Genomic DNA, 23,717 nt, shown 5'->3' with positions numbered 1-23,717 from the left:
CACTTTTGAACACTTCAAAGCTCCTAAATTGCAGCTATTTTGTGTGTATTTATTTGATAATAAATAACTTATACAACTGGCACCTAAATTGGCTATACCGTTCCAAGCAAGTATGAAACAAAACTATGGATCGTGACTTATCAGCCTCAGTAAAGCAAGCCAACAACCGGAAGCGCATCTGGCAAATAGGTATCGCCGTCGCTTTAGTGCTTGCCGCCGTTTTCGGCTTCAGAACCTTGATTACGCCAAGCATCAGCCGCAGCGAAATCCGCACAGCAGTTGTGGAGCGAGGTCCGGTGCAGGCAACGCTAAGCGCTTCGGGCGTAGTGGTGCCGGAGCATGAGCTGGTGATTACCAGCCCCATACAGGCCCGCATTGAGCAGGTGGTACGCAACAATGGTGAGCAGGTACAGCCAGGTGACCAGGTGCTCCTCCTCGACCGTTCCTTTACACAACTTGCCTACGATAAACTAAAAGACGAACAACAACTGAACCAGCACAAGAATGTGCAAATGCGCCTGCAACTGGAAAAGAAGCTGAATACACTGGAATCGCAGCTGGCCATTAAGCGCATGAACGTGAAAAGCCTGCAGGCAAGGTTAGCGGATGAGCAGTACCTGCTTAAGATCGGCGGCGGAACTCAAGAGCAGGTAAAACAGGCAGAGCTCAATTTAAAAATCGCGCAGCAGGAGCTTGCACAACTGGAGCGTGATATTTTAAATGAACGGGAACTGCTAAAGGCAGACAAGCAGGAACTCAGCTATACCCTGGCTATGAACGGCCGCTCACTGGAAGAACTGGAGCGCAAGATGCAGCAGGCAGAAGTACGCGCCACACGCCCGGGTGTAGTAACCTGGGTGAAAAACGAAGTAGGCAGCAGCGTGAATGCCGGTGAAGTAATTGCGCGCCTCGCAGACCTGAGCAGCTTTAGAGTACAAGCCACCATTTCGGATACTTATGCAGAGCAGCTGCACCTAGGCGGTGAAGCAACTGTACGTGTGAACAACACAGACCTAAAAGGCACAGTTGCCGCCATCGAGCCAACTGTAACAAACGGCACCGTTACTTTTTTCATAGCCCTTTTAGAGGAAGCTCACAAGCTGCTTCGCCCCAACCTGCGCGTGGATGTGAACCTTACTACTGCCACCAAACCAAGCACCCTGCGTGTGAAAAACGGCGACTATTTTAAGAATACTTCAGGAAACCAGGTGTATGTGCTCCGCGAGGATGAACTGGTGCGTGTACCTGTTCAAATTGGAGTAAGTAACCCTGATTTTATAGAACTAGAGGATGGTGTACAGGCAGGTGATGAAGTGGTTATCTCAGACATGCGGGAGCATGAGCACTTGAAGAGAATGAAGGTGAATTAGTGAAGTTATTGCAACAAGAAACCTGACTTCGATAAATAGCCATCATTCGGGAATTCTTACCAGCGACTCGAAAAGATCACAAAATAAAACTATGAAAAACTGTTACACATTTTGTTTGCTGTTTGTGCTCCTGGTACTGCACTGCGGCCAAAGTACAGCACAGCCAGATGTACGGCAACTAAGCCTGCAGGAGGTGATCACTTTGGCGCAGGAGCAGTCTACGGAGGCGCTGCAGGTGGAAACCAGCCGGGAGAACAGCTACTGGCAGTGGCGCAGTGTTAAATCAGAATACAGGCCACAGCTTAGCCTTAACGGCACATTGCCTAATTTCAGCCGCACCATTACGCCTGTTATTCAACCAGATGGCACCACAGAATTCAGGCCGGTGTCTATCAACAACTCTGATCTGGGACTAACGCTGAGCCAGGCAATCAGCCCAACTGGTGGCAGAGTATTCGTTACGTCACTTATGCAGCGTTTCGATGACTTTGACCGCGACATGACCCGTTATAACAGCAACCCTGCCATTATAGGGCTGGAACAACCGCTGTTTGCCTACAACGCCCTGAAGTGGACGAAGAAAATCGAACCCTTACGCTACGAAGAATCACAGAAGAAATTTATAGAGGACCGGGAGCAGATAGCCGTAACAGCCACACAGTTGTACTTCGATCTGTTGCTGGCACAGGTAAACCAGGGCATAGCCGCCAAAAACCTGGCCAACAACGATACACTTTACCAGGTGGCGCAGGAGAAGTATAATCTCGGCCGCATGTCTAAGAACGATCTGCTGCAGTTGCGCTTGGCCGTACTGAACGCTGATTTAGCCTTGGCACAAGCTACGCTGGATGAACAGACAGCGGCCTTGGCACTTCGGAATTATGTAGGGCTAAAAGACAGCAACCATTTCGGCTTGCAGGTTCCTGAGCGCATTCCCGAAATAAGTATTGAAGTTGCTGTGGCACTTGCAGAAGCTAAAAAGAACCGCAAAGAAAGCATCAACTTCAGGAGGAGGTTGCTGGAAGCGGAGAGTATGGTTGCCAAAGCCCGCGGTGAAAATGGTTTTAACGCCAGCGTATTTGCCACCTTCGGCCTTACAGACCAAGGCTCTGATTTTACAGACATTTACAATCGCCCTGAAAACCAACAACGTGCCCGTATCGGCTTCACCATGCCTCTGCTGGACTGGGGCCGCCAGCGTTCGATTACGAAAGTAGCTGCACTGAACCAACAGCTCGTGGAGTACACCATCAGCCAGGAAGAGACAAATTTTGAGCAGGCCGTGATGACGCAGGTGAACCAATACAATACCTTAAAAAGCCGCATTAAAACTACAGCCGAGGCAGATGCAATTGCTACAGAGCGTTACGAAATCGCCCGGAGCACTTTTCTTATCGGCCGCATCAGCATTACAGAACTGAACATAGCGCTCGCGGAGAAAGACCAGGCAAGGCGCGCCTACATTGCTTCCCTGAGTGAGTTCTGGGAAGCTTATTATAACCTGAGACAACTAACATTATATGACTTTGAACAGCAACAACCCATTGTAGCGGAGGCACTGCATGAGTAATGAAGGGCGTAAAATCTAACCACACCTGCCCCTCCTTGTCTTTTCTCGAGGGCCCCTACTCCCAGGAGGGGAGTTTATTGCAGAGAACAGTGGCTATTGGAAATGATCCCCGTCTTTCCGTGGGGGTAGGGGCCCTCGAAAAAGAGCGCCTTGTGAGATTCCGGTGCCGCAGGCATTGCGACTGAAGGGTAGCAAAGGAAGGGAACACCGCGCGATGCGGGAAGACGAGGCCCCGCGGCCTGTAGCGCACCAAAGCAAGAATGAAACTAGTAGCAAGCAGGACTGAGGATGAACGGCAGCTAAGTAGAACAGCAAAAGAATAAATCCCTAACATGGGCTATACAGAAAATAGAGACATAAAAATAATCACGCCAAAAACATTTATATTTAAAACTATGATCACGCTATCCAACATCGAAAAGGTCTACCAGACAAAGTCAATCGAGACGGTGGCCCTGCAGAACGTGAACCTAATGGTTCCGAAAGGCGAATTTCTCTCCATCATGGGTCCGTCGGGCTGCGGTAAGTCAACGCTGCTTAATATCATGGGCCTGCTCGACATCCCTACCAGCGGTACTGTTGAAATTGACGGGCATGTAATTCGCAGCTATAAAGACAAAGAGCTGGCACATATCCGAAATCAGAAGATCGGGTTCGTTTTCCAAAGTTATCACCTGGTAAGCGACCTGAGTGTGCTTGACAACGTGGAGCTTCCTCTGCTCTACCGCAGTGGTATCTCTGCCTCGGAGCGCACGCAAAGAGCCAAGCATGCCTTAGAAAAAGTAGGTTTAAGTGCCCGTACCAAACACTACCCTAGTCAGCTCTCAGGCGGCCAGCGCCAACGTGTGGCTATTGCACGTGCCTTAATCGGCCAGCCAGAGATTATACTTGCCGATGAGCCAACCGGTAACCTGGACTCTGTTATGGGCGAGGAAATCATGAACATTCTGCTTGAACTGAACCAGCAGGATGGCACCACCATCGTAATGGTGACGCACGATGAGAACATGGCGCTTAAAACAGAGCGCCTGGTTCGTTTCTCTGACGGGCAGCAGGTATCTGACGCTAAGATGTATGGAAATTTCCAAGCCGTATAGCCATGCTTAAGAACTACTTCAAAATAGCATGGAAGGTGCTCTTGCGACGCAAGTTCTTCACCTTCATCAGCCTCTTCGGCATCAGCTTTACCCTGATGGTGCTGATGGTGGCTACAGCCATGATCAGCCACTTGTTTGGGCCTGAAGCTCCGGAAAGCAAAACAGACAGGATGCTTTATGTCAACCGCCTGAAAATGATCGGAGACGGATACACGATGAATACAAACCCCGGATATTACGTGCTGGACAAGTATGTGCTTCCTCTTAAAACGCCACAGGATGTTACCGTCTATACCAGGGAGTATGGTTACAACGCTTATGTCAACAACCGTAAAATTGAACTTGATGTCCGCTTCACAGACAGCAACTACTGGAATGTGCTGGACTTCAATTTTATTGAGGGCAATCCTTTTACAAAAGGAGATGTAGAAAGTATAGGCAGAGTTGCAGTGATTAACGAAGCAACCAGGCAAGACTACTTTGGCGATAAAAAAGCACTCGGAGAATTCATAGAAATAGACAGATCCAAATATAAAGTAGTAGGTGTGGTAGACAATGTGCCGGCCACACGAATGAACACCCATGCTGATGTGTGGATGCCATACACTAACCTGAAAGAGGATTACCGGCAGCCAATGTTTGGTGGCAGCTTTGAGGCTATTATACTAGCAGCATCTCCTTCTGATTTACCGGCAATCAAGCAGGAGTTTCAGGCAGCCTTCAGAAATGCTCCTATTGTTGGCCCAGACGCTTCTAATTACAAGGAGGTATTTATACATGCCGATACACTGGTAGAATCCTATGTAAGAGCAATTATGCGTGCCGACGGCGAAGTAAATCTTGTCCTGTTTTTTGGGTGGGTGTCACTCGGAATGCTGCTCTTCATGCTTTTGCCTACAGTAAACCTGATCAACATCAACATCAGCCGCATCATAGAGCGAGCCTCTGAAATTGGTGTTCGGAAGGCCTTCGGAGCGTCTTCCTCTACGCTGGTAGGGCAGTTTCTGGTAGAGAACGTGATCCTCACGTTTATAGGCGGTTTCCTTGGTTTACTGCTGGCACAGGGAGTGCTTTCCCTGATCAACAGCAGCGGAATCATTCCTCATTCTAGCCTGGCAATCAACCTGACTATTTTTGCCTACAGCTTAGTTATCTGTCTTGTTTTTGGTATTGTGTCGGGCGTGTACCCGGCTTATAAAATGTCGAGGTTGCACGTGGTGGCAGCCCTGAAAGGAGGTGAAAGATGATACGTCATGTATTTAAACTAATGTGGAACAGAAAGCGCGGCAACTTTCTGATGATAGTGGAGATCTTCTTCTCTTTCCTGGTACTATTTGCTGTATCCTGCTTGCTGCTAAACTTTTACGCAAACTCCCGTATGCCGCTTGGTTTTAATTACGAGCCTGTCTGGCATCTTTCCGCCAATACCCACAACATGCCTGAAGACGAAAAACGTGAACGCATGTCGCAGTTACTCAAGCGCCTGGAGACTTTAAAGCAAGTAGAACATGTCGCGTTAGCCAGTAACAATGGTCCGTACTCCAATAGCATGTCCGTTACCGAACTTAAATATGAAAGCAAGAGGAACGAGGTAAACCAGGTGTTTGTGCAGAATGATGCTTTCTATGATGCAATGGGTCTAAAGCTGACAAGTGGGCGCTGGTTTACAGAACAGGATGCTATCTCCAATAAAAACCCCATAGTGATCACGGAAGATGTAGCGCAAAACTTCTTTGGTACGGCCTCTGCGCTCGGCAAAACTGTAAAATTGGGTGAAGCCGACAGAACAGTTATTGGTGTTATTGAGGCATACAAGCCTTCGGGAGAAATGGGCCGCTTTGCCAGCTCTTATTTTGAAAGGCTTTCTATAGCGGATACAGCTGACAAAGTTATGAGTTCCTTTTATATAAAAGTGAAGCCTGGTACCTCCCCACAATTCGAAGAAGAGATCATGGAAGAGGCATCAGCGATCGGAACCGGATGGACTATTAACATACAGCAGCTGGAGGACATGCGCAGAGTTTACCTGAAGCAACTGCTTACGCCCATGTTGATCGTTGCTATTGTCTGTGCCTTCCTGCTACTAAATGTGGCTCTGGGCCTATACGGCGTACTTTGGCACAGTATAAACAAACGCCATGCAGAGATTGGCCTGAGACGTGCGCTGGGAGCATCTGCCGGAAGCGTGTACAGGCAGTTTTTAGGAGAGATACTTGTTATAGCTACTTTTGGCTTAACTCTGGGTTGCTTCTTTGCCGTGCAGTTCCCGGTGCTGGACCTGATTGAAAATTTCAGAACGGAGATTTATTTGGAAGCAATTATCTCCTCTGTGCTCCTTATATATGCACTTGTGGTGCTGTGTGCTCTCTATCCGAGTAAACAAGCCGCCGCCATACATCCTGCCACAGCTTTGCACGAAGAATAGCAGTATTTTATCATTAAATAATTTATCTTTATACTTGATATTACAGCAGTAATTCAGCCCATCATGATCCTGATTATAGACGACGATATTGCCATACGTGCTTCGCTTAGCCTGTTGCTAAAGCAAAACGGGTTTAAGACCAAAGAAGCCTCCAACCCTAAAGAGGCCCTGGAACTGGCACATCAATACCCGTTACAGCTCGTGATCATGGACATGAACTATTCCATCGACACGACTGGCCATGATGGGCTGGCCCTGCTGGGGCAATTTAAGAAGTTGTATCCACAGCTGCCCGTGATTATGATTACCGGCTGGGGCTCTATCGGCCTGGCCGTGGAAGGCATGCGATTAGGGGCCACAGATTTCATCACAAAGCCCTGGAGTAATGATTACCTCCTGCAGTCTGTTCGTACGGCTCTTAGCCTTTCTGAGCAGAGTGCTGACACAGGCGGTGCCCTTTCACGCAAAAAGCTGGACCAGCAATACAACTTCAGCAACATTATAGGGCAGGACCCGCAACTGCTGCAAATCCTCAAGCGCATCGGGCAAATTGCCCCGACCGATGCCTCTGTGCTGATAGAGGGAGAAAGTGGTACCGGCAAAGAACTGATCGCGGAGGCCGTACACCGCAACAGCAACCGCAAATTGCAGCCTTTTATAAAGGTGAACCTGGGCGGTATTTCCTCCACCCTCTTTGAAAGCGAAATGTTCGGGCACAAGCGCGGCGCCTTTACAGATGCCAAGGCCGACCGGATAGGTCGTTTCGAGATGGCTAACAAAGGGACCATCTTTCTGGATGAAATTGGTGAACTGGACCTGAACAGCCAGGTAAAACTCCTGCGCGTGCTGCAGGATCGCACCTATGAGGTGCTTGGAGACAGCCGTTCCAGAAAACTAGATATTCGCGTGGTATGCGCCACAAACAAAGATCTGGCCCAGCTGGTAGAGGAGGGTAAATTCCGGGAGGATTTATACTACAGAATCAACCTGATCAAGGTGAGGCTACCGGCCCTGCGCGAGCGAGAGGAAGATATTCCGCTCCTGGTGAAGTTCTTTGTAGATAATCTCAAGCAGACTTACAACAGGCCGGAGTTACGGGTTAGCCCGAGAGCCTTTCAGTGGCTGCAGGAATTGCCTCTGCAGGGTAACATCCGTGAGCTGAAAAACATTGTGGAACGTGCCGTACTGGTGGCAGAAAACGAGGTGTTGGAAGCAGAGGACTTTCAGGCGCAGGCACAGCAGAGTCCGGCCAAGCCCGGTGATAAAATACTGCCAGCCGTGGGCTCCATGACACTGGATGAAATTGAAGCCTCCATGATCAAAAAATCTATGGAATTTTATCACAACAACATCAGTAAAGTTGCCAGAGCATTAGGCCTGAGCCGTGCCGCCCTGTACCGCCGCCTGGATAAGTTTAATATCCCTTATGACACTGCGGACTAAATTTATACTTTTCGCTGCGTTTATACATGGCCTGCTAATAATAAGTGCCTGGTTTCTGCTACAGCAGAACAAGTACCTGTTTCTGGGAATGGAATTGCTCATACTGTGCTCAGTTTTTGTAACGGCTCAGCTTTACCAATCCTTTTTTAAGCCCCTTAGCCTTATCCGTGCAGGTATAGAGTCCATTAAGGACAAAGACTTTTCCACTAAGTTTATGGCTGTTGGGCAAAAGGACCTGGACGAGCTGGTGAACGTGTATAACCGCATGATTGACCAGCTGCGCCATGAGCGGGTAGCGCAGGCCGAGAAGCACTTCCTGCTGGACAAGCTCATACAGGCCTCTCCTGCCGGAATTATCCTGCTGGGCTTCGATAACCAGGTGGAAAGCATTAACCCTGCGGCTGAGCGTTTTCTAGGATTAGAGGCTAACGAATTACTGGGCAAGCACATCAGCCAACTGCCAGAAGCGTGGGCCAGTCCCTTAGCAGACCTTCCAACCGGACAGTCTACCACCTTCCGTATTAATGGCATCTGGACCTACCGCTGCCACCGCGCCCATTTTCTTGATAGAGGCTTCCAACATTACTTTGTACTGATAGAGGAACTGACAGAAGCCATACTTCAGAACGAGCGTCAGGCTTACGAAAAGGTAATCCGGGTAATGTCTCATGAAGTAAACAACACGACCGGGGCCATTAACTCCATACTTGGCTCACTGGCCTACTATGCCCCACAGTTGCAGGAAGAGCACCAGACTGATTTTGAGCATGTACTGCAGATAGCAATAGACCGGAACACCAACCTGAGCCGCTTTATGGCAAACTTTGCCGAAGTAGTACGCCTGCCTCAGCCACAAAAGACTTTAACAGACCTGCATAAACTGCTACACAACCTGCACCGCCTACTGCAGCCAGAGCTGGAGAGAAGAGGTATCAACTTAATCTGGCAGTTGGACCAACAGCCTTTGGTGGTGGCTTTGGACGAACAGCAGCTGGAGCAGGTGTTACTGAATGTGCTGAAGAATGCCATGGAGGCGATTGGTTCAGAGGGTGAAATAACAGTGGGCACGAAGTTAAAACCTGCACAGCTAACTATTACGGATTCTGGAGGCGGAATTCCTGAGCAGGTGCAGGCAAATCTATTTACACCTTTTTATACTACTAAGGCTAACGGACAAGGAATAGGTCTCACGATGGTTAGGGATATTCTTGTAAACCATGGTTTTAACTTCTCGCTGAGCTCAAATGGGGATGGTTTGACCAGATTTACAATTAAATTCAACTCTTAGCCGTACATGTAAAGCTCTTTCTTGTGAGGTCGGATGCTGGAAGGAAAAGCTTAAGCCATCGAAAGTTCTCTCACCTACTAAGCTTCGCTTACCATTTACCTTTTATCCAAGGTTTTCGGGATATCTGACAACTTGAAATATATAAATAAACCAACAAAATAGATATTGCTTTGCCTTATAAATTGAACAATTTAAATTACTTGCTAAAAATAAAAAAGAATGTAACCTCATTCACTAACTTTTCGTAGTCGGGCGATGTTTTCTTTTTAAAAATTCTATACATTGTATCTATAGTTAGTTGATATAATATTATGGAATACAACATTATCGTAGCGCCAGACTTGGAAGTGCTGGCAACAGAGGTAGCAGGCTTTATACCAAAAGGCTGGAAATTAAAAGGTGGCATAGTTGAGCATTTGAATGGTTTCGCCCAGCAATTAGTACGTCGCCCGGGAGATGTAAAACGTAATAACCGCCAGGAACAAGAGGCGGTAAAGCAAAGAAGAACAAAATGGATTGAGTAGCTGACTATATATCACAGCCAAAGGTGAACCACTTCACTGGTGCGAATCATAAATAGCACTAATGAAGTGGTTCTTTTTGTAATCTACCCTCTCCTTTCTTTTACCTCCTCCTTCATATACTCTTCTCACTACCTATACTTTTCAAACTCTGCCTCATTTTCTCATGCTCACGAAATCAAAATCAGATAAAGAGCATTTTTCACATATCTAATATTAATCTTTAAGAATATTTTCGTTAATAAGAATCTTTTTTTGCTCCTGTAAGTATATAACCCTGAACTAATTTTTCGCACCTGAATGGATATGTCAAACTGCAAAACTTCCATTTAGCCGGCTATTCAAGCCCAAAATCATCATCCTTAATTATCGTATATGAGAAAGATCTTATGCTATCTCCTGCTTTCTATTGTTATAACTTCCTGTATATCAAAGAAAGAATTGGTTTATATGCAAAATGAAAGATTAAAAGAAAACACCCCTACTCTTTATAATACCTCCTATCAAGAATATGAACTGCAGCCCAATGACGTCCTGTCAATAAAAGTGCTAAGTGTACAACCGGAACTTACAGAGCAGTTTAACATTATTAATCCAAACAATGCTTTTGGTATTTCAGGCCCCAGCAGTCTGTACCTTAGCGGATATTCTATAAATAAAGAGGGCAATATAAGACTTCCGATCCTTGGAGACGTAAAAGTAGCCGGACTTACACCGCAACAGGCAGAAGAACGCGTACAACGAGATCTTGACAAGTATATAAACGATGCCACGGTTGTCCTGAAACTTATAAGCTTTAAGATTAGTGTGTTAGGTGAAGTTCGTAACCCGGGACACTTCTACGTTTATAATGAACAGGCAAACCTTTTGGAGGGGCTTAGTATGGCTGGTGACTTAACCCAGGGCGCTAGTCGTGAGAACCTGAAGCTTATCCGCCAGAAGCCAGGTGGTTCAGAGATTGTGCTGCTTGACCTTAAAGATCCAAACCTCGTACAATCACAATATTATTACTTAAAGCCAAATGATGTGCTCTATGTGGAACCACGCAAGACACAGATCAAAAGGGAAAACCTGGTAATTGTTAGTGCAGCACTAGGTGTGATATCCACAGCGGCTTTGTTTTTAAATTTCTTTAGATAAATCAATGAAGAAGCCAAATAAAGAACATGAAATAGACCTAAAAAGCTGGTTTTTCAAGTTCAGATCAAAATGGTATTTATTTGCGGCCTTTACTCTTGTTGCATTTGCCGCAGCTTACGTGTATGTAAAGAGTTCAGAACGTATTTATAACTTCAAGTCTACCATCCTGCTCGGGGATCAGCAAACTGGTTCCAAAAAAGCACAGGAGCTCCTGGAGATTCTGCATGTGCAGAACAAAGGAATAAAGGTAGAGGATGAAATAGGGTTACTATCATCTGCTGACATGGTAAAAGCTGCCCTGCAGCAACTGGACTTCTCGAAGTCATTTTATGTAGTGCCTGACCACTGGCTCAATACCGGATTTGATATCATTGTTGAGGAGCAGTACGAGAATACACCTTATATTGTACAACTTGACACCTCCCGCACTCAGCTCGTGGATGTACCTTTTGAAGTCAAGATACTGAATGACAAAGAGTACGAACTAACAGTAGAGGGAGAAAACATTCCCCGTTATAATTTCACCAAGCATGAAGTACTGGGTATTGTACCTGAGTTAAGGTTTAAAAAAGTACTGAAGTTCGGTGAACCCTATACTGACAATAACATGAACTTCACCCTGTTACGGGCTAACAACGGGGAAGGCATACCGTCAGCTAAAAAACACTTCTTTGTGCTCAACAGCCTTGCAAGCCAGGTCGAGCAACGTTTGTCTACGCTACATATCGAACCAATCGAGCGGGAATCCCGAGTGCTTGTACTCAGTACCAAAGGAAGCATTCCTGAGAAGGAGATGTTGTTCCTGAACACGCTGATGGAAACTTACGTTGCGCGCGATCTGGAAGAGAAAAACCAAAATGGGCGCAAGACGCTTGAATTCATTGATAACCAGATTGCATCGCTTACCGACTCTTTAAAACAAAGCAAGCAGGCACTGTCAACTTTCAGATCATCAAACAGAATTTCCAATATTGACATGCAGGCTAACAGCACCTATGAAAGGCTGCAGCAACTGGAAAATGATAAGGCGAAGCTAAATACTGATAAGCAGTACTATGTGGCTATCTTAACTGAAATAAAGGATAATGAAGGATTTACGGAGGCAGTTTCTCCTGCCGTAGCAGGTGTTCAGAACCCAATCCTGTCAAACCTTTTCCTGGAGCTTTCTGAGCTGAATAACAAGAAGGCCGGTTATAAAGCCAGTGCTACCCAAATAAACCCCATGCTGAAAGAAGTAGACGGACAAATTGCCAGTGTTCGAAACGCTATTATTGCGAACCTTGAGAACCTGATCTCTTCAGCAAATATTTCAATTCAGGATGTGGAAAGAAGGATTTCATCTTTGGAGGCTACCTTAGCGAAACAACCTGAGAACGAGCGCCGGCTGGCTGATTTGAAGAGCCAGGCAGATTTTGTAGACAATAAGTATGAGTTCTTGCAGGAAAAGCGTGCTGAAGCAGCTATTTCATTAGCGACGAACACAACTGACAAAAAGATAGTTGACCGTGCTTCTTTCTGGGGTAATGGCCCTGTTAATGCAGCGCCACGTGTTATTTACATGCTTGCCCTGGTTATCGGACTTATTATTCCAGCCGCATTTATTGTACTACTTGATAATGTAGACAACACTATTCAAGGCAAAAATGACATTAGCTCCATTACAAACATCCCATTCCTGGGGGTAATTGCACATGGTACAAAAGCCGATAAACTTGCGGTAAAAAATAATCCAAAATCGGCTATTGCAGAGTCTTTCAGGTCTATCCGAATCAACTTGCAGTACCTTCTAGGTGATACAAATTTCAAAGTGATTGGAGTCACTTCTTCTATTTCTGGTGAGGGTAAGACTTTCTGCTCCGTGAACTTAAGTAATGAGCTGGCCCTCTCTGGTAAGCGTACTGTGCTGATCGAATCAGACATGCGTAAGCCAACTTTCGGAAAATACTTTAATGTGAGCCACGAAGCAGGATTGTCCTCTTACCTGGAGCACAACCAGCCACTCGAGGATGTGATACAGAAGACAGATATGGAAAACCTGGACATTATTCCTTGCGGTCCTATTCCGGACAATGCCATTCACCTGCTTGAAACGCCACGTATGCAGCAGCTGATCGAAGAGCTTAAAAAGAGATACGATTATGTTGTGATCGATACACCTCCTATTGGATTTGTATCAGAGTACTTCATCCTGATGCGTCACATGGATACAAATCTGTATGTAGTGAAGCACAAGTATACTGAGAAGGCGCTTCTGAACCAGGTAAATGACCTTTATGCCGCCAAGAAGGTCAAGAACATTTACATTGTGATCAACGACCTGAACTACAACAACACCTATGAGTACGGTTATAAGCGTAAAGCCAGCTACTACTACGTGTAAGGCTTTTCATAATAACAGTTCCCTAAAAATAAAAGCGCCCTTATCTTAAGGTAAGGGTGCCATCTTGTGTATAAATAACGAGCAGCTGGAATGAGCAAAGGCTTAGCATCTAAAGCTTTTAGTGGGTTAAAATGGACTTCTGCTTCCACTATAGCCAATGCAGTAATGCAGATAGGCTATACGTCAGTTATGGCCAGACTCCTTGAGCCTGAGGCATTTGGTCTTGTAAGCTTAGCTACCGTTATACTTGGCTTCGGTAATTACTTTGCAAATATGGGGCTAAACCAGGCCATCATACAAAAAGAGGTACTAACCAAGGCAAATATAAGAGCAGCTTTTACCACAGCAGTTATACTAGGCCTGATCTTTACGGGCGTTACCTGGCTTCTTGCTCCTACTGCTGCCCTTTTCTTTGAAAATAAGGAAGTTATCCCTATTGTTCAGGTGATGGCTTTTTCCTTTATGGTCAATGGGCTTTCATCTACTGCAGTTAGCTTACTGCAGAGGGAAATGCGATTTAAAGCCTTGGGAATAGTAGAAACCATTTCCTACGTTATTTCCTACCTGGGAGTGGGTGTGGTTCTAGCCTACCTTGGCTTTGGTTTCTGGAGCTTGGTATATGCTACCTTAACACAGGTTACCTTAACTGCCATAGGCTCTTATTTTATGGTAAGGCATTCGGTATTTCCCGTATTTTCATGGCCTGCTTACAAGCCTTTATTTAACTATGGCAGTAAAATGTCATTTCTGGGTATACTGGAGTACATTTACTCGCAGCTACATATTATACTTGTTGGTAAGTTATTGGGCATGCACAAACTCGGTATCTACACCCGTGCACACATGCTTGTCCACCTCCCCATCTATAACATCACGCGCACCCTGTCAAAGGTTATCTTTCCTTCTTTCAGTAAGCTGCAGAAAGATATCCAGAAGCTGGGCAAAGTCTACCTTTCCAGCATCACGTTACTTGCCGCTGTGCTTATACCGGTTTGCCTAGGTATTATGGTGGCAGCTCCTGAGTTGGTTTACATACTCCTTGGCGAACAGTGGGGAGAATCTATACCGGTGCTACAGGTACTGAGTCTTGCTGTCCCAGTTGGTTTTATAACCATGTTCTCCGGAATTGTTTGCGATGCGAAGGCTGAGTTAAACCTTAAGATGACGATCACAGTAGTTTATATTGTTTTACTTATCGGGTTGTTCCTGTTACTGCGGGAGTATGGTATTGTAGGATTTGCCACTGCCGTATTGATAGGTGAAGTAATTCGTACAGGCTTGTACCAGTATGCCATGAAACGTGTTCTGGGAATCAACTTTAGTAGTCAGCTACGCTGTTACATACCCGGAGTGGTGAACGGTGTGGTGATTGCTGCAGTTGTTTACCCGTTAAGCATTTTTTTACGTGATACACAATTACCAATGGCTGTAATTCTGGCTTGCCAGGTTATGGCCAGCGGAATATTATTCCTGACACTGACCCTCCTGTTCCCTCACAAAGTACTTAAGGCTGAAATAGGCATGATACTGAGCAAGATTGGTCTGAAAGAGGATTCTTCCAGTTACTATGGCAGGATAATCTCCAGGTACAAAAGAAATTTAGTAGAGGAACCTGAAGGGGTTTAAATTTTATGAAAGAGACCTTAACTATTGGTATATCCGGGCCTATTGACTTAAAGCTGCTTAACTGGAGCCTGGATAAGTCTTCGTTACCAGATACAAATGGTTTCCCGCTTACTTCGCACCTGATTAACGCTTTATTAGAGAGGGGGTATAAAGTAATTGGTTATACAAATTCCAGTGAAGTGAATGAGCACCAGGTTCTAAGGGATGGGAATCTCACTATATGCATAGGCAGAACGAAGCCGCAGCCAGGTCGACGCATGTTTAAGTATGAACGGGAAGAACTGACAGCACTAATGTTTGCTCATCCTGCTGATGTCATCTATGCCTTTTGGACCTATGAGTATGCATGGGCAGCTTTGGATAGTGGTATTCCTACCATTGTAAGCGTACATGATATTGCACGTCGAATACTACTCACGCAATTCGATATGTTTCGTCTGGTACGCTGGTACATGAACTATAGGGTTTTGCGAAGAGCAAAGCACCTGGCAGCAAACTCTAACTATACCTTTAAGCAGTTCACAAAAGCCGAACAAGAGAGAGCAGTAGTTTTAAACAACTTTTATTCCTCTTCTTTTGAAAAGAGTGTACCAAAAAGCCCTCAGAAGGGGCATTATATAGTCTCTGTGAGCATGGGCTTTACCAAAAGGAAAGGTGTGCCGACGGGGCTTCATGCTTTTGCCAGACTGAGAGAAAAGCACCCGACACTGGAGTATCATTTAGTTGGTGTAGGCATGGAACCAGGCGGTGAAGCACAACAGTATGCAGAACAACATGGTCTAGCTGAAGGTGTAAAGTTTCTGGGGCTTTTACCCCTGAATGAAGTTTTAGAAAAAGTAGCAAAAGCAAAAGTGATGTTGCATGCCTCCGTGGAAGAATCTTTTGGCATGGCTGTTCTAGAAGCCATGGTAATGGGTACAGCCGTTGTAGGGGGAGAAAAAAGCGGATTTATACCTGAACTGCTCAACCATGGCAAGGCTGGTGTTTTATGTGATATCACTTCCCCAGAAGCCATTGCTGAAGCAACCTCCAGCTTACTGGATGATGAGAACCTGATGCGCAAAATCGAGCAGGAAGCTGCTGCACATGTTAAGGCCAACTTCTCAGAGAAAGTTGTTGTTGACAAATACCTTGACTGTGTTAATGCCTTATATACCAGGCAAGGGAGCATTTCGGGTGTAAAAGAAGAAGTAACAAGAGAGGTTGCCTGATCACGTTACAGAATAAATAACTCAAGTAGTGCATGAAGTTTAATTACAGCATCTTATTCGCGGCCCCTATTTTTATGGTCATGTTGATGGACACCATGTTCCTGGAACTGATGGCGCCGAACAACGAAGCAACCCAAGGTGCTTTTCTGTCTATCATGGTGAAGCTTTCCGCCGGGATAGCGATGGGGTACAGCCTGTATAACATCAGGTATATGGCGCCTTTTATGCGGGTTATGTTCGCGCTTACTTTGCTGTATGTGGTTGGACTGGTGTTTGAAAGCTTTTTGAAGTACAACACCCCTTTGATCTACCCACACGTCTTTCAGAAGGTGTTCCTGTTCTTCTATACCTTTTTTATCTATACTTATTACAAAAAGAATGAGTACCTGGACCTGAAACATGTGGTCTGGTTTATCCTTGTTGGTTTTTTACTGAATGTCATTCTTATTCACCCAGACTCTCTCAGCATCTCCGCCTTTACAAATCATGAGCGCGGCGTATATGCCACATCGATTTACATGCTGGTAATCCCGTTTCTGTACTTCATGAGCAAGTACCTTTCTAAAGGCGGCATTTTCACAATGGTTATGGCTTTCTTCGTGCTGTTTTTGATCATTTTCTTTCAGCACCGAACAGTGTGGATATCAACAGCCTTTATACTAACTGTTTATGTACTTTTAGTAAAGCTAAAATCAAAAAGCAAAGTTAATTTTAAAAAGCTGATCCCCCTGGCAGTTGTTATTGGGATACTGGGGATTATCAGTAGTGCATTCGTTTTCTCTATTCATCCGGAAATCGTAGAAAAATTTCAGGAGAACTTTTCTGACATTGAAAACTATGATAAGCAGGGCACTGGCGGCTGGCGGTTTAACCAGTTTATGTCTTACCTGCCATTTGTTCAGGATAACTTTATCTGGGGGATGCGCTTTGAAGGTTTTGAGCTTCCTATACAGTTCTATCGGGATGACCTGGATGAGCCTGTATTTGAGGGAGGTAACGGACATCACTTCCATAGCTTTTACCTGGATGTGCTTTTTTACACTGGATTTGTAGGACTGATGCTGATCTGGATGGTTAAGTTCTACGCCATCGGAAAAACTGTACGAGCAAGAGCCTTGGACCAGGAGCAGATCTTGCTGATGGCTTTCATCAGCAGTGGCTTTGTCTTTGGCCTGTCTTATGTTTTACCTTACTTCTTTTATGCCATCCTCGGCCTTACTGTAGCTTATCTTGACTCTAACAACAATGAAAATTTTACTTTTCTAAAAGACTTTGCCCACCGCCGCAAGGATCGAATTGCCAGCAGACGCCTTCAGTTAGAAACTAACAAAGAACTGGTAACATCTTCTTAAAAATAGCAGTACTATAATATACCAAACCCTTATATAGAATGAGTACTTCTACTCCAAATGAAACATTGCACACTCCGGTGTTGCTAATCATATTTAACAGACCCGACACAACACAGAAAGTATTTGACCGCATACGGCAGGTAAAGCCTCAAAAGCTATATGTTGCTGCCGATGGGCCGCGCCCTAACGTGAGCTCTGACGCTGAAAGATGCGCTGCAACGCGCAAAATTGTAGAGCAGGTAGACTGGGAATGTGAAGTTAAGACACTCTTCCAGGAGGAGAACCTGGGCTGTGGCGTGGCTCCCTCCCGATCTATCACCTGGCTTTTTGAGAACGAGGAGACGGGAATTATACTTGAAGATGACTGTGTACCATCTAAGAGCTTCTTTTGGTTCTGCCAGGAGGTTCTGGAAAAGTATAAACAAGATACCCGGGTAATGCATGTAAGCGGTAATAACTACCTTGATGGCTGGAAGCGCGACAACGACTACTCGTACTACTTCTCAGACAAAGTAAATGCATGGGGTTGGGCCACCTGGCGCCGTGCCTGGCAATTGTTTGACTTCCATATCCCTACCTATACCGAGCTCAAACAAAAAGGCTATCTCAATGGCCTTTTCCTGAACAAGCTAGAAGAAAAATACCGTCTTGGCCAATTGGAAAAGACCTATGCCAATATTGAAAAAGGAGATGTGTGGGATTACCAATGGGAATTTACTGTTTATAGCAACTCCGGTCTGTGCGTTATACCGGAGGTTAATCTGGTCCGTAACATAGGATTCGGAGAGGATGCCACGCATACTTTCAACCTCCACGATAAAAATGCTTTTGTGCAGGAACAGGAGATAAGTTTTCCGTTGCGCCATCCCCGCTTCGTGCTTCGCGACATTGAGTCGGACAAGAGAAACTTCAATTACTTTATTAAGAATAAGGTGAGCGCCAAGCTTAAGAGCATTTTCAGCTTCAGCCTTTAATACAGATCTATGAAACTACTATTATCAGCATACGCTTGTGAACCTCACCGGGGCACAGAGTTAGGCAATGGCTGGAACTGGGCGTTGAATACCGCAAAGCTCGGTTACGAGGTGTGGTGTCTCACAACAGTAGAAGGTAGGGAAAGCATCGAAAAAGAGGTAAAGCGGCTAAACATGCCAAACCTGCATATAGTGTTCGTTGAGTTACCCGCCTGGATTGACAAAGCTTTTGAATATCACCTTGGTTTTTACCCACACTACCTATACTGGCAGCAGCGTGCCTTCCAAAAGGCAAAAGAACTGGACAGAGAGATAGACTTTGACCTGGTGCACCATGTTACCATAGGAAGCCTTCAATTAGGAACAGCGCTCTGGCGCCTGAACAAGCCGCTCATCTTTGGGCCTGCGGGAGGCGGACAGGAAGCGCCCAAGGCTTTTAAAAAATACTTCTATGGTTGGTGGAAAACAGAAGTCCTACGCTCTTGGGTAAGTAAAATACTCCTGAAGGTAAACCCAGATGTACGCAAAACCATGCGTAGGTCATCGTTGGTGCTAACCACAAATGAAGACACCTATAACATGGCCAGGGACTTAGGAGCCCTTAATCCAAAGATGTTCCTGGACACGAGCTTGCCTGAAGATTTCTATCCACCTGCTTACCCTGAAAGAGCACCTGCAAAAGAACTTAAAATACTATGGGTGGGCCGGCTATTTGCACGTAAAGGCCTCCCCCTGGTGCTTGAGGCACTGAGCAAGGTAAGACCTGACCTGCCTTTTAAGCTAACCATTCTGGGTGATGGCCACATGCATGATATGGTACCGCAGTTTATTGAGCAGTATAAACTGCAGGATAAGGTGAACTGGAAAGGACAGGTGCCATGGGATGAGGTAAAACGCGCTTATACAGAGAGCGACTTGTTCATGTTCTGTAGCCTTCGGGATTCTTCGGCAGCACAGTTTCTGGAAGCTATGGCATATGGGCTGCCCGTCCTGACGCTCGATTTGCACGGCGGGAAAAACCTTGTGCCAGACAACGCAGGCATAAAAGTACCCGTAACAACACCTGAGTTAACAGCTCAAGGCCTGGCCCGTTCAGTGGAGAAACTCTACGACAATCCAGAGCTACGCGAGAAAATGGGCAGAGCCGGATACTCTTTCTCAAAATCACAGACGTGGCCACTTAAAACAAAACATATTAATGAGTTCTACGCCAAGTATTCACTGGCAAAGCACAAAGAACTCACTATTGAAAACTAGCCTTCATTTAAAATGATACATATTGTAATTCCTGTTTTTAACCGCAAGCACTTTACCCGTGAGTGTTTGCTTTCGCTCCGTAAGCAAAGTAACACCAGTTTCAGCGTAATTGTAGTTGACGATGGTTCCACGGATGGTACCGCAGACATGCTTCGGGAGGAGTTTCCGGAAGTAAAGGTACTATTCGGAGATGGGGGCTTATTCTGGACCGCCAGCGTAAACCTGGGCATCAAAGATGCGTTACAGCATGGAGCTGAGTATGTAATGACATTGAACAATGACCTGGAAGCAGCTCCGGATTTCATCGAAAACACCTATAAGTGGATGAAGGAAAAGCCTGAAGCCATCATAGGTGCTCTAGAAATGGATGCAGCTACCCGTGAACCAGCTTTTGGAGGAGAAATCATCGACTTTAAATTAAATAAAGTAAGGCACCTGTTGCAGGAGCTTCCGAAGGAGCAGCAAAAAGGTATCCACCAGGTGTCTCAGTTACCCGGACGAGGCCTTCTTATACCTCGCGCTGTATTTGAAAAGATCGGTCTTCTGGATCAGGACAACTTCCCGCACTATGTTGCTGACTACGACTTTACACATACAGCTTTGCGCAACGGTTTTGAACTGTACTGCAACTATGACGCAAAAATCTATACCTATCCTGAAGAAAGTGGTGAGCGAAAAAACCGCCAGAGTAAATCTCTGAAGAACTTCTACAACCATCTTTTTGACATTAAAGGGGGCGGTAACCTTCGCGATTTTACCCGCTTTACATTAAAAAATTGTCCGGGACCATACATTCCCTACTACTTAGCAAATGGTTATGCCAGACGCATCTTTGGCTATATGCTAAAATGATTTCTGATATCCGATACATACACATACAGCAACACCAGTACCTCTTCTCTAGCAAATGGTTAAAGCAAGGGGTATTGGTGTTTCTGCTCTTGATAGCTTTGCTCCTTTCAACTCTGTCTGTTTACAGGGCAATGGTCTTATCTCCACACACGGCAGAAAAGGGATTCAATGGTCCTCTTATTATAACGAAAGGGGGCACCTATGTTGGTAACTGGGAATCTAAGGATTCAGAAATACCCGCTATTGAGATCAGGACCAGAGAGCCAGTTATTATTGAGAATTCTGTTGTAAAAGGCGCTGGTCCTCTGATACAGGCACTCGGCTATTCCGCCAATGTAACAGTTCGAAATACCAAAGGCTATGGCCTTCCCCCTACTCCCTACAGTGACTATGAAAAGCCCCGACGCTTTCTTGGTGTAGATGGTTTTAAAAACATTGTGGTAGAAAACTGTTACATGGAAAGCACAGCAGGTATTTACCTGGGTCAAAGATACGAAGGCAACGGTACACCTGAACAAACGATCAAAATAAGGTATAATGAAGTAAAGAACATTGACGGGAGAGTCTATGGAGGTATTGCTATTGCCCAGTTTGTTCAGTTTAACTTTCGTAATGAAGTACCACACGCAGAAATTTCCTGGAACCAAGTGATAAACGAACCGGACAAGTCTGCGGTGGAAGATAACATCAATATTTACAACTCGCGCGGAACAGCAGAATCCCCTATTCTTATTCATGATAATTACATACAAGGTGCCTTCCCTCTACCCTCTACCGCTAAGGAATACTCAGGAGGAGGAATAATAACAGATTCACCTGGAACAGACTCTACTTTGTCTACGGCTCACCTAAAGGTATACAACAACCAGTTAGTAGGTTTAGGAAACTATTGTCTTGGTATTGCCGGAGGCAATCACATCGAGATGTTTGATAACAGAGCCATTGTAGCAGCACGATTCTCTGATAACTCTCCTTACAATTGCTGGACTGGTGGTATTTGGGCAAAAGACTATTATAAACTCAACTCCACGTTTGCTAATAAAATGTATAATAATGTGTTGGCAACAGTGGGACAAACCGGTACCTGGAGAAATGAGATCATGGACAGTACCTTCCTTGCGGCTGATACCTATAACAACGAAATCCTTAAAGGAGAAGTAACTTTGGAAATGGAAGAAAGCGAATATGACAGATGGGTTTCAAAATTGGATAGGAATGCAATAAGAATAGGTCCTAAGGAAAAGAATCCTTAAACGTAACTGGCCCGTTATTTAACTTATTTAGTTTAAACCAAGAGTCAAAACTTATTAATATTACATTCTGCTTATATATTAATAATAGTATTTTTAAAGCTTGAATTATAAAGCATTAAACAACCGATATATTTAGCCTCCCTTTTACTTTTACCCTCCTATTACAATAAAAACATAGTAATATTAAATAAATTCAGTATGATTTTTTTAATATTATAAACCTTTTTATAGCTTCTCCGTGAGCTTCAAAAACAGTTCTTATATTCATAAGGGCATCTTTTTTAGCTAATCTTAATATAAGATTACCAAGTTTCTATAATTTTTTCTAGAAACCTATCACAAAGTTTAGCATTTCTAAAGTTTTCCTACATATATTTGCAACAACTTATATATGAATCAATTAGCAACACACCTAAAAGAAAGTAATTGAAATTGGAGCTAAGTATGTCTTGAGGATACGCCAAAGGAATCGAGACAACACCACAAAGGCTCATTTATTAAAATAGTTAAACTTTTCAACTTTTAGCCAAATTAGATGAAGTTACTAACCTCTTATGTAAATAAGAGAGCTGGATGGGCTTTTATTGCCTTGATGCTCACTTTCATCGTGTGTGTTTTACCAACACAGAAAACAAACGCACAAACTTACAGCGGTCCCTTGGTGATCACCAAGGGGGGCACCTACACGGGCAACTGGGAGTCGCGGGACTCGGAGGTGGCGGCCGTGGAGATCCGCACAAACGAGCCGGTAATCATCGAGCACGCCAACATCCGCGGGGCCGGCCCCCTGGTGCGCTCGCTGGGCAACTCGGCCGACATCACCATCCGCCACACCCGGGGCTACGGCCTGACGCCCACCCCGTGGAAGGACTACAAGAAGGCGCGCCGCTTTCTGGGCGTGGACGTGTTCCGCAACGTGGTGGTGGAGAACTGCTACATGGAGAACACGGCCGGCATCTACATCGGCCAGCGCTACGAGGGCAACGGCTCGACTGGGAACACCGTCAAGATCCGCTACAACGTCGCCAAGAACATCGACGGCCGGGTGTACGGGGGCAAGACCTTCGCCCAGTTCGTGCAGTTCAACTACCGCAACGCCGCCCCCCACGTGGAGGTGGCCTGGAACCAGGTCATAAACGAGGCGGGCAACTCGGCCGTGGAGGACAACATCAACGTCTACAACACGCGCGGCACCTCGGCCTCGCCCATCCGCATCCACGACAACTACATCTTCGGGGCCTACCCCACCCCCCACACGGCCACCAGCTACTCGGGCGGGGGCATCATCACCGACGGGGACGGGGACGCGGCCACCTGCCCGGCCTACATCGAGGCCTACGCAAACCAGCTGGTCAACCTGGGCAACTACGCCATGGGCATCGCCGGGGGCAACAACATCCGCTACCACCACAACCGGGCCCTCAACTCGGCCACCTTCCAGGACGGCTCTAAGTTCGCCATGTACACCTCCGGCCTGTGGAGCAAGGACTACTACGGCAAGAACACCACCTTCGCAAACTCGGTGGACAACAACACCGTCGGCGTCACCGCCTGGGGCTACAACAACAACCGAAACGACGTCTCCGTCGCCGAGCACGCGGCTTTCACTAACAACACGTTTATCTCTGGAAGCGCTGTTTCTACAGCAGTTGAAGGCGGTGAATATACATTATGGACTCAGAAGCTTGCACAGAATGGGATTGTGCTAGGGCCTAATAGCTCAGCTTCAGTAGCTACTACTATTACGGAACCAGCTCCAGCTCCTTCAACTACAACAAGTGTTGTAGGTACAGGCAAAATAACAAGAGAGTTTTGGGCTGGCGCTTACGGCGAGGGCATCTCTGATATCCCGGTGACCAAGGCACCTACCAGCACCACTGAGCTGACGCTGTTCGAGGCGCCGAGCAACGTGGGCGACAACTACGGGCAGCGCGTGCGCGGCTACGTGACGGCGCCGG

At 45.8% G+C, this 23,717-nt stretch carries 18 protein-coding genes; all 18 read left to right on the top strand.

What is annotated here, in order from left to right:
• Nucleotides 1-125: 125 nt before the first annotated feature.
• Entirely contained in the window at nucleotides 126-1,370 is a 1,245-nt protein-coding gene (locus ACFSRY_RS15800) for an efflux RND transporter periplasmic adaptor subunit (protein ID WP_377509858.1), read from the top strand.
• A 91-nt stretch (nucleotides 1,371-1,461) separates the two neighbouring features.
• Nucleotides 1,462-2,940, top strand: a complete 1,479-nt coding sequence (locus tag ACFSRY_RS15795) for a TolC family protein (protein ID WP_377509855.1) — start codon at nucleotides 1,462-1,464, stop codon at nucleotides 2,938-2,940.
• Between the two features lie 395 nt (nucleotides 2,941-3,335).
• Complete coding sequence (locus tag ACFSRY_RS15790; RefSeq protein ID WP_377509852.1) at nucleotides 3,336-4,037, top strand: ABC transporter ATP-binding protein; 702 nt, start codon at nucleotides 3,336-3,338, stop codon at nucleotides 4,035-4,037.
• A 2-nt stretch (nucleotides 4,038-4,039) separates the two neighbouring features.
• The gene (locus ACFSRY_RS15785; protein ID WP_377509849.1) at nucleotides 4,040-5,284 is read left to right on the top strand and encodes an ABC transporter permease; all 1,245 of its coding nucleotides are present in this window, start codon (nucleotides 4,040-4,042) and stop codon (nucleotides 5,282-5,284) included.
• A gap of 20 nt (nucleotides 5,285-5,304) precedes the next feature.
• Entirely contained in the window at nucleotides 5,305-6,462 is a 1,158-nt protein-coding gene (locus ACFSRY_RS15780; RefSeq protein WP_377509846.1) for an ABC transporter permease, read from the top strand.
• 63 nt (nucleotides 6,463-6,525) lie between these two features.
• Entirely contained in the window at nucleotides 6,526-7,905 is a 1,380-nt protein-coding gene (locus ACFSRY_RS15775; RefSeq protein ID WP_377509843.1) for a sigma-54-dependent transcriptional regulator, read from the top strand.
• Nucleotides 7,889-9,193 carry a sensor histidine kinase gene (locus tag ACFSRY_RS15770; protein WP_377509840.1) on the top strand — a complete coding sequence of 435 codons (1,305 nt, stop codon included), beginning with the start codon at nucleotides 7,889-7,891 and terminating at the stop codon, nucleotides 9,191-9,193. Before ACFSRY_RS15775 ends, ACFSRY_RS15770 begins: the two co-directional genes overlap by 17 nt.
• 311 nt (nucleotides 9,194-9,504) lie before the next feature.
• Entirely contained in the window at nucleotides 9,505-9,717 is a 213-nt protein-coding gene (locus tag ACFSRY_RS15765) for a hypothetical protein (protein ID WP_377509837.1), read from the top strand.
• Nucleotides 9,718-10,089: 372 nt separating this feature from the next.
• Nucleotides 10,090-10,854 carry a polysaccharide biosynthesis/export family protein gene (locus tag ACFSRY_RS15760; protein ID WP_377509834.1) on the top strand — a complete coding sequence of 255 codons (765 nt, stop codon included), beginning with the start codon at nucleotides 10,090-10,092 and terminating at the stop codon, nucleotides 10,852-10,854.
• 4 nt (nucleotides 10,855-10,858) lie between these two features.
• Nucleotides 10,859-13,234, top strand: coding sequence for a GumC family protein (locus ACFSRY_RS15755; RefSeq protein WP_377509831.1), 2,376 nt, complete (start codon nucleotides 10,859-10,861; stop codon nucleotides 13,232-13,234).
• A gap of 90 nt (nucleotides 13,235-13,324) precedes the next feature.
• Nucleotides 13,325-14,860, top strand: a complete 1,536-nt coding sequence (locus ACFSRY_RS15750; protein ID WP_377509828.1) for a lipopolysaccharide biosynthesis protein — start codon at nucleotides 13,325-13,327, stop codon at nucleotides 14,858-14,860.
• A gap of 5 nt (nucleotides 14,861-14,865) precedes the next feature.
• On the top strand, nucleotides 14,866-16,071 hold the full coding sequence (locus tag ACFSRY_RS15745; protein ID WP_377509825.1) for a glycosyltransferase family 4 protein: 1,206 nt from the start codon (nucleotides 14,866-14,868) through the stop codon (nucleotides 16,069-16,071).
• A 32-nt stretch (nucleotides 16,072-16,103) separates the two neighbouring features.
• Nucleotides 16,104-17,423 (top strand): O-antigen ligase family protein, encoded by a 1,320-nt coding sequence (locus tag ACFSRY_RS15740; protein WP_377509822.1) that lies wholly within the window; start codon nucleotides 16,104-16,106, stop codon nucleotides 17,421-17,423.
• Between the two features lie 38 nt (nucleotides 17,424-17,461).
• A complete protein-coding gene (locus ACFSRY_RS15735; protein WP_377509819.1) occupies nucleotides 17,462-18,397 on the top strand; it encodes a nucleotide-diphospho-sugar transferase in 936 nt (311 codons plus the stop codon).
• Nucleotides 18,398-18,406: 9 nt separating this feature from the next.
• Nucleotides 18,407-19,654 carry a glycosyltransferase family 4 protein gene (locus ACFSRY_RS15730; protein WP_377509816.1) on the top strand — a complete coding sequence of 416 codons (1,248 nt, stop codon included), beginning with the start codon at nucleotides 18,407-18,409 and terminating at the stop codon, nucleotides 19,652-19,654.
• A 12-nt stretch (nucleotides 19,655-19,666) separates the two neighbouring features.
• Nucleotides 19,667-20,506 carry a glycosyltransferase family 2 protein gene (locus ACFSRY_RS15725; protein ID WP_377509813.1) on the top strand — a complete coding sequence of 280 codons (840 nt, stop codon included), beginning with the start codon at nucleotides 19,667-19,669 and terminating at the stop codon, nucleotides 20,504-20,506.
• A 98-nt stretch (nucleotides 20,507-20,604) separates the two neighbouring features.
• Nucleotides 20,605-21,759, top strand: a complete 1,155-nt coding sequence (locus tag ACFSRY_RS15720) for a glycosyl hydrolase (RefSeq protein ID WP_377509809.1) — start codon at nucleotides 20,605-20,607, stop codon at nucleotides 21,757-21,759.
• A 535-nt stretch (nucleotides 21,760-22,294) separates the two neighbouring features.
• On the top strand, nucleotides 22,295-23,717 hold a 1,423-nt coding region (locus ACFSRY_RS15715), incomplete at its 3' end, for a hypothetical protein (protein ID WP_377509805.1).

Source organism: Pontibacter locisalis (assembly GCF_042684605.1).
GTDB classification, from domain to species: Bacteria; Bacteroidota; Bacteroidia; order Cytophagales; family Hymenobacteraceae; genus Pontibacter; species Pontibacter locisalis.
Note: the sequence above shows the minus strand (reverse complement) of the source record. Positions and strands in the feature narration are given on the sequence as shown.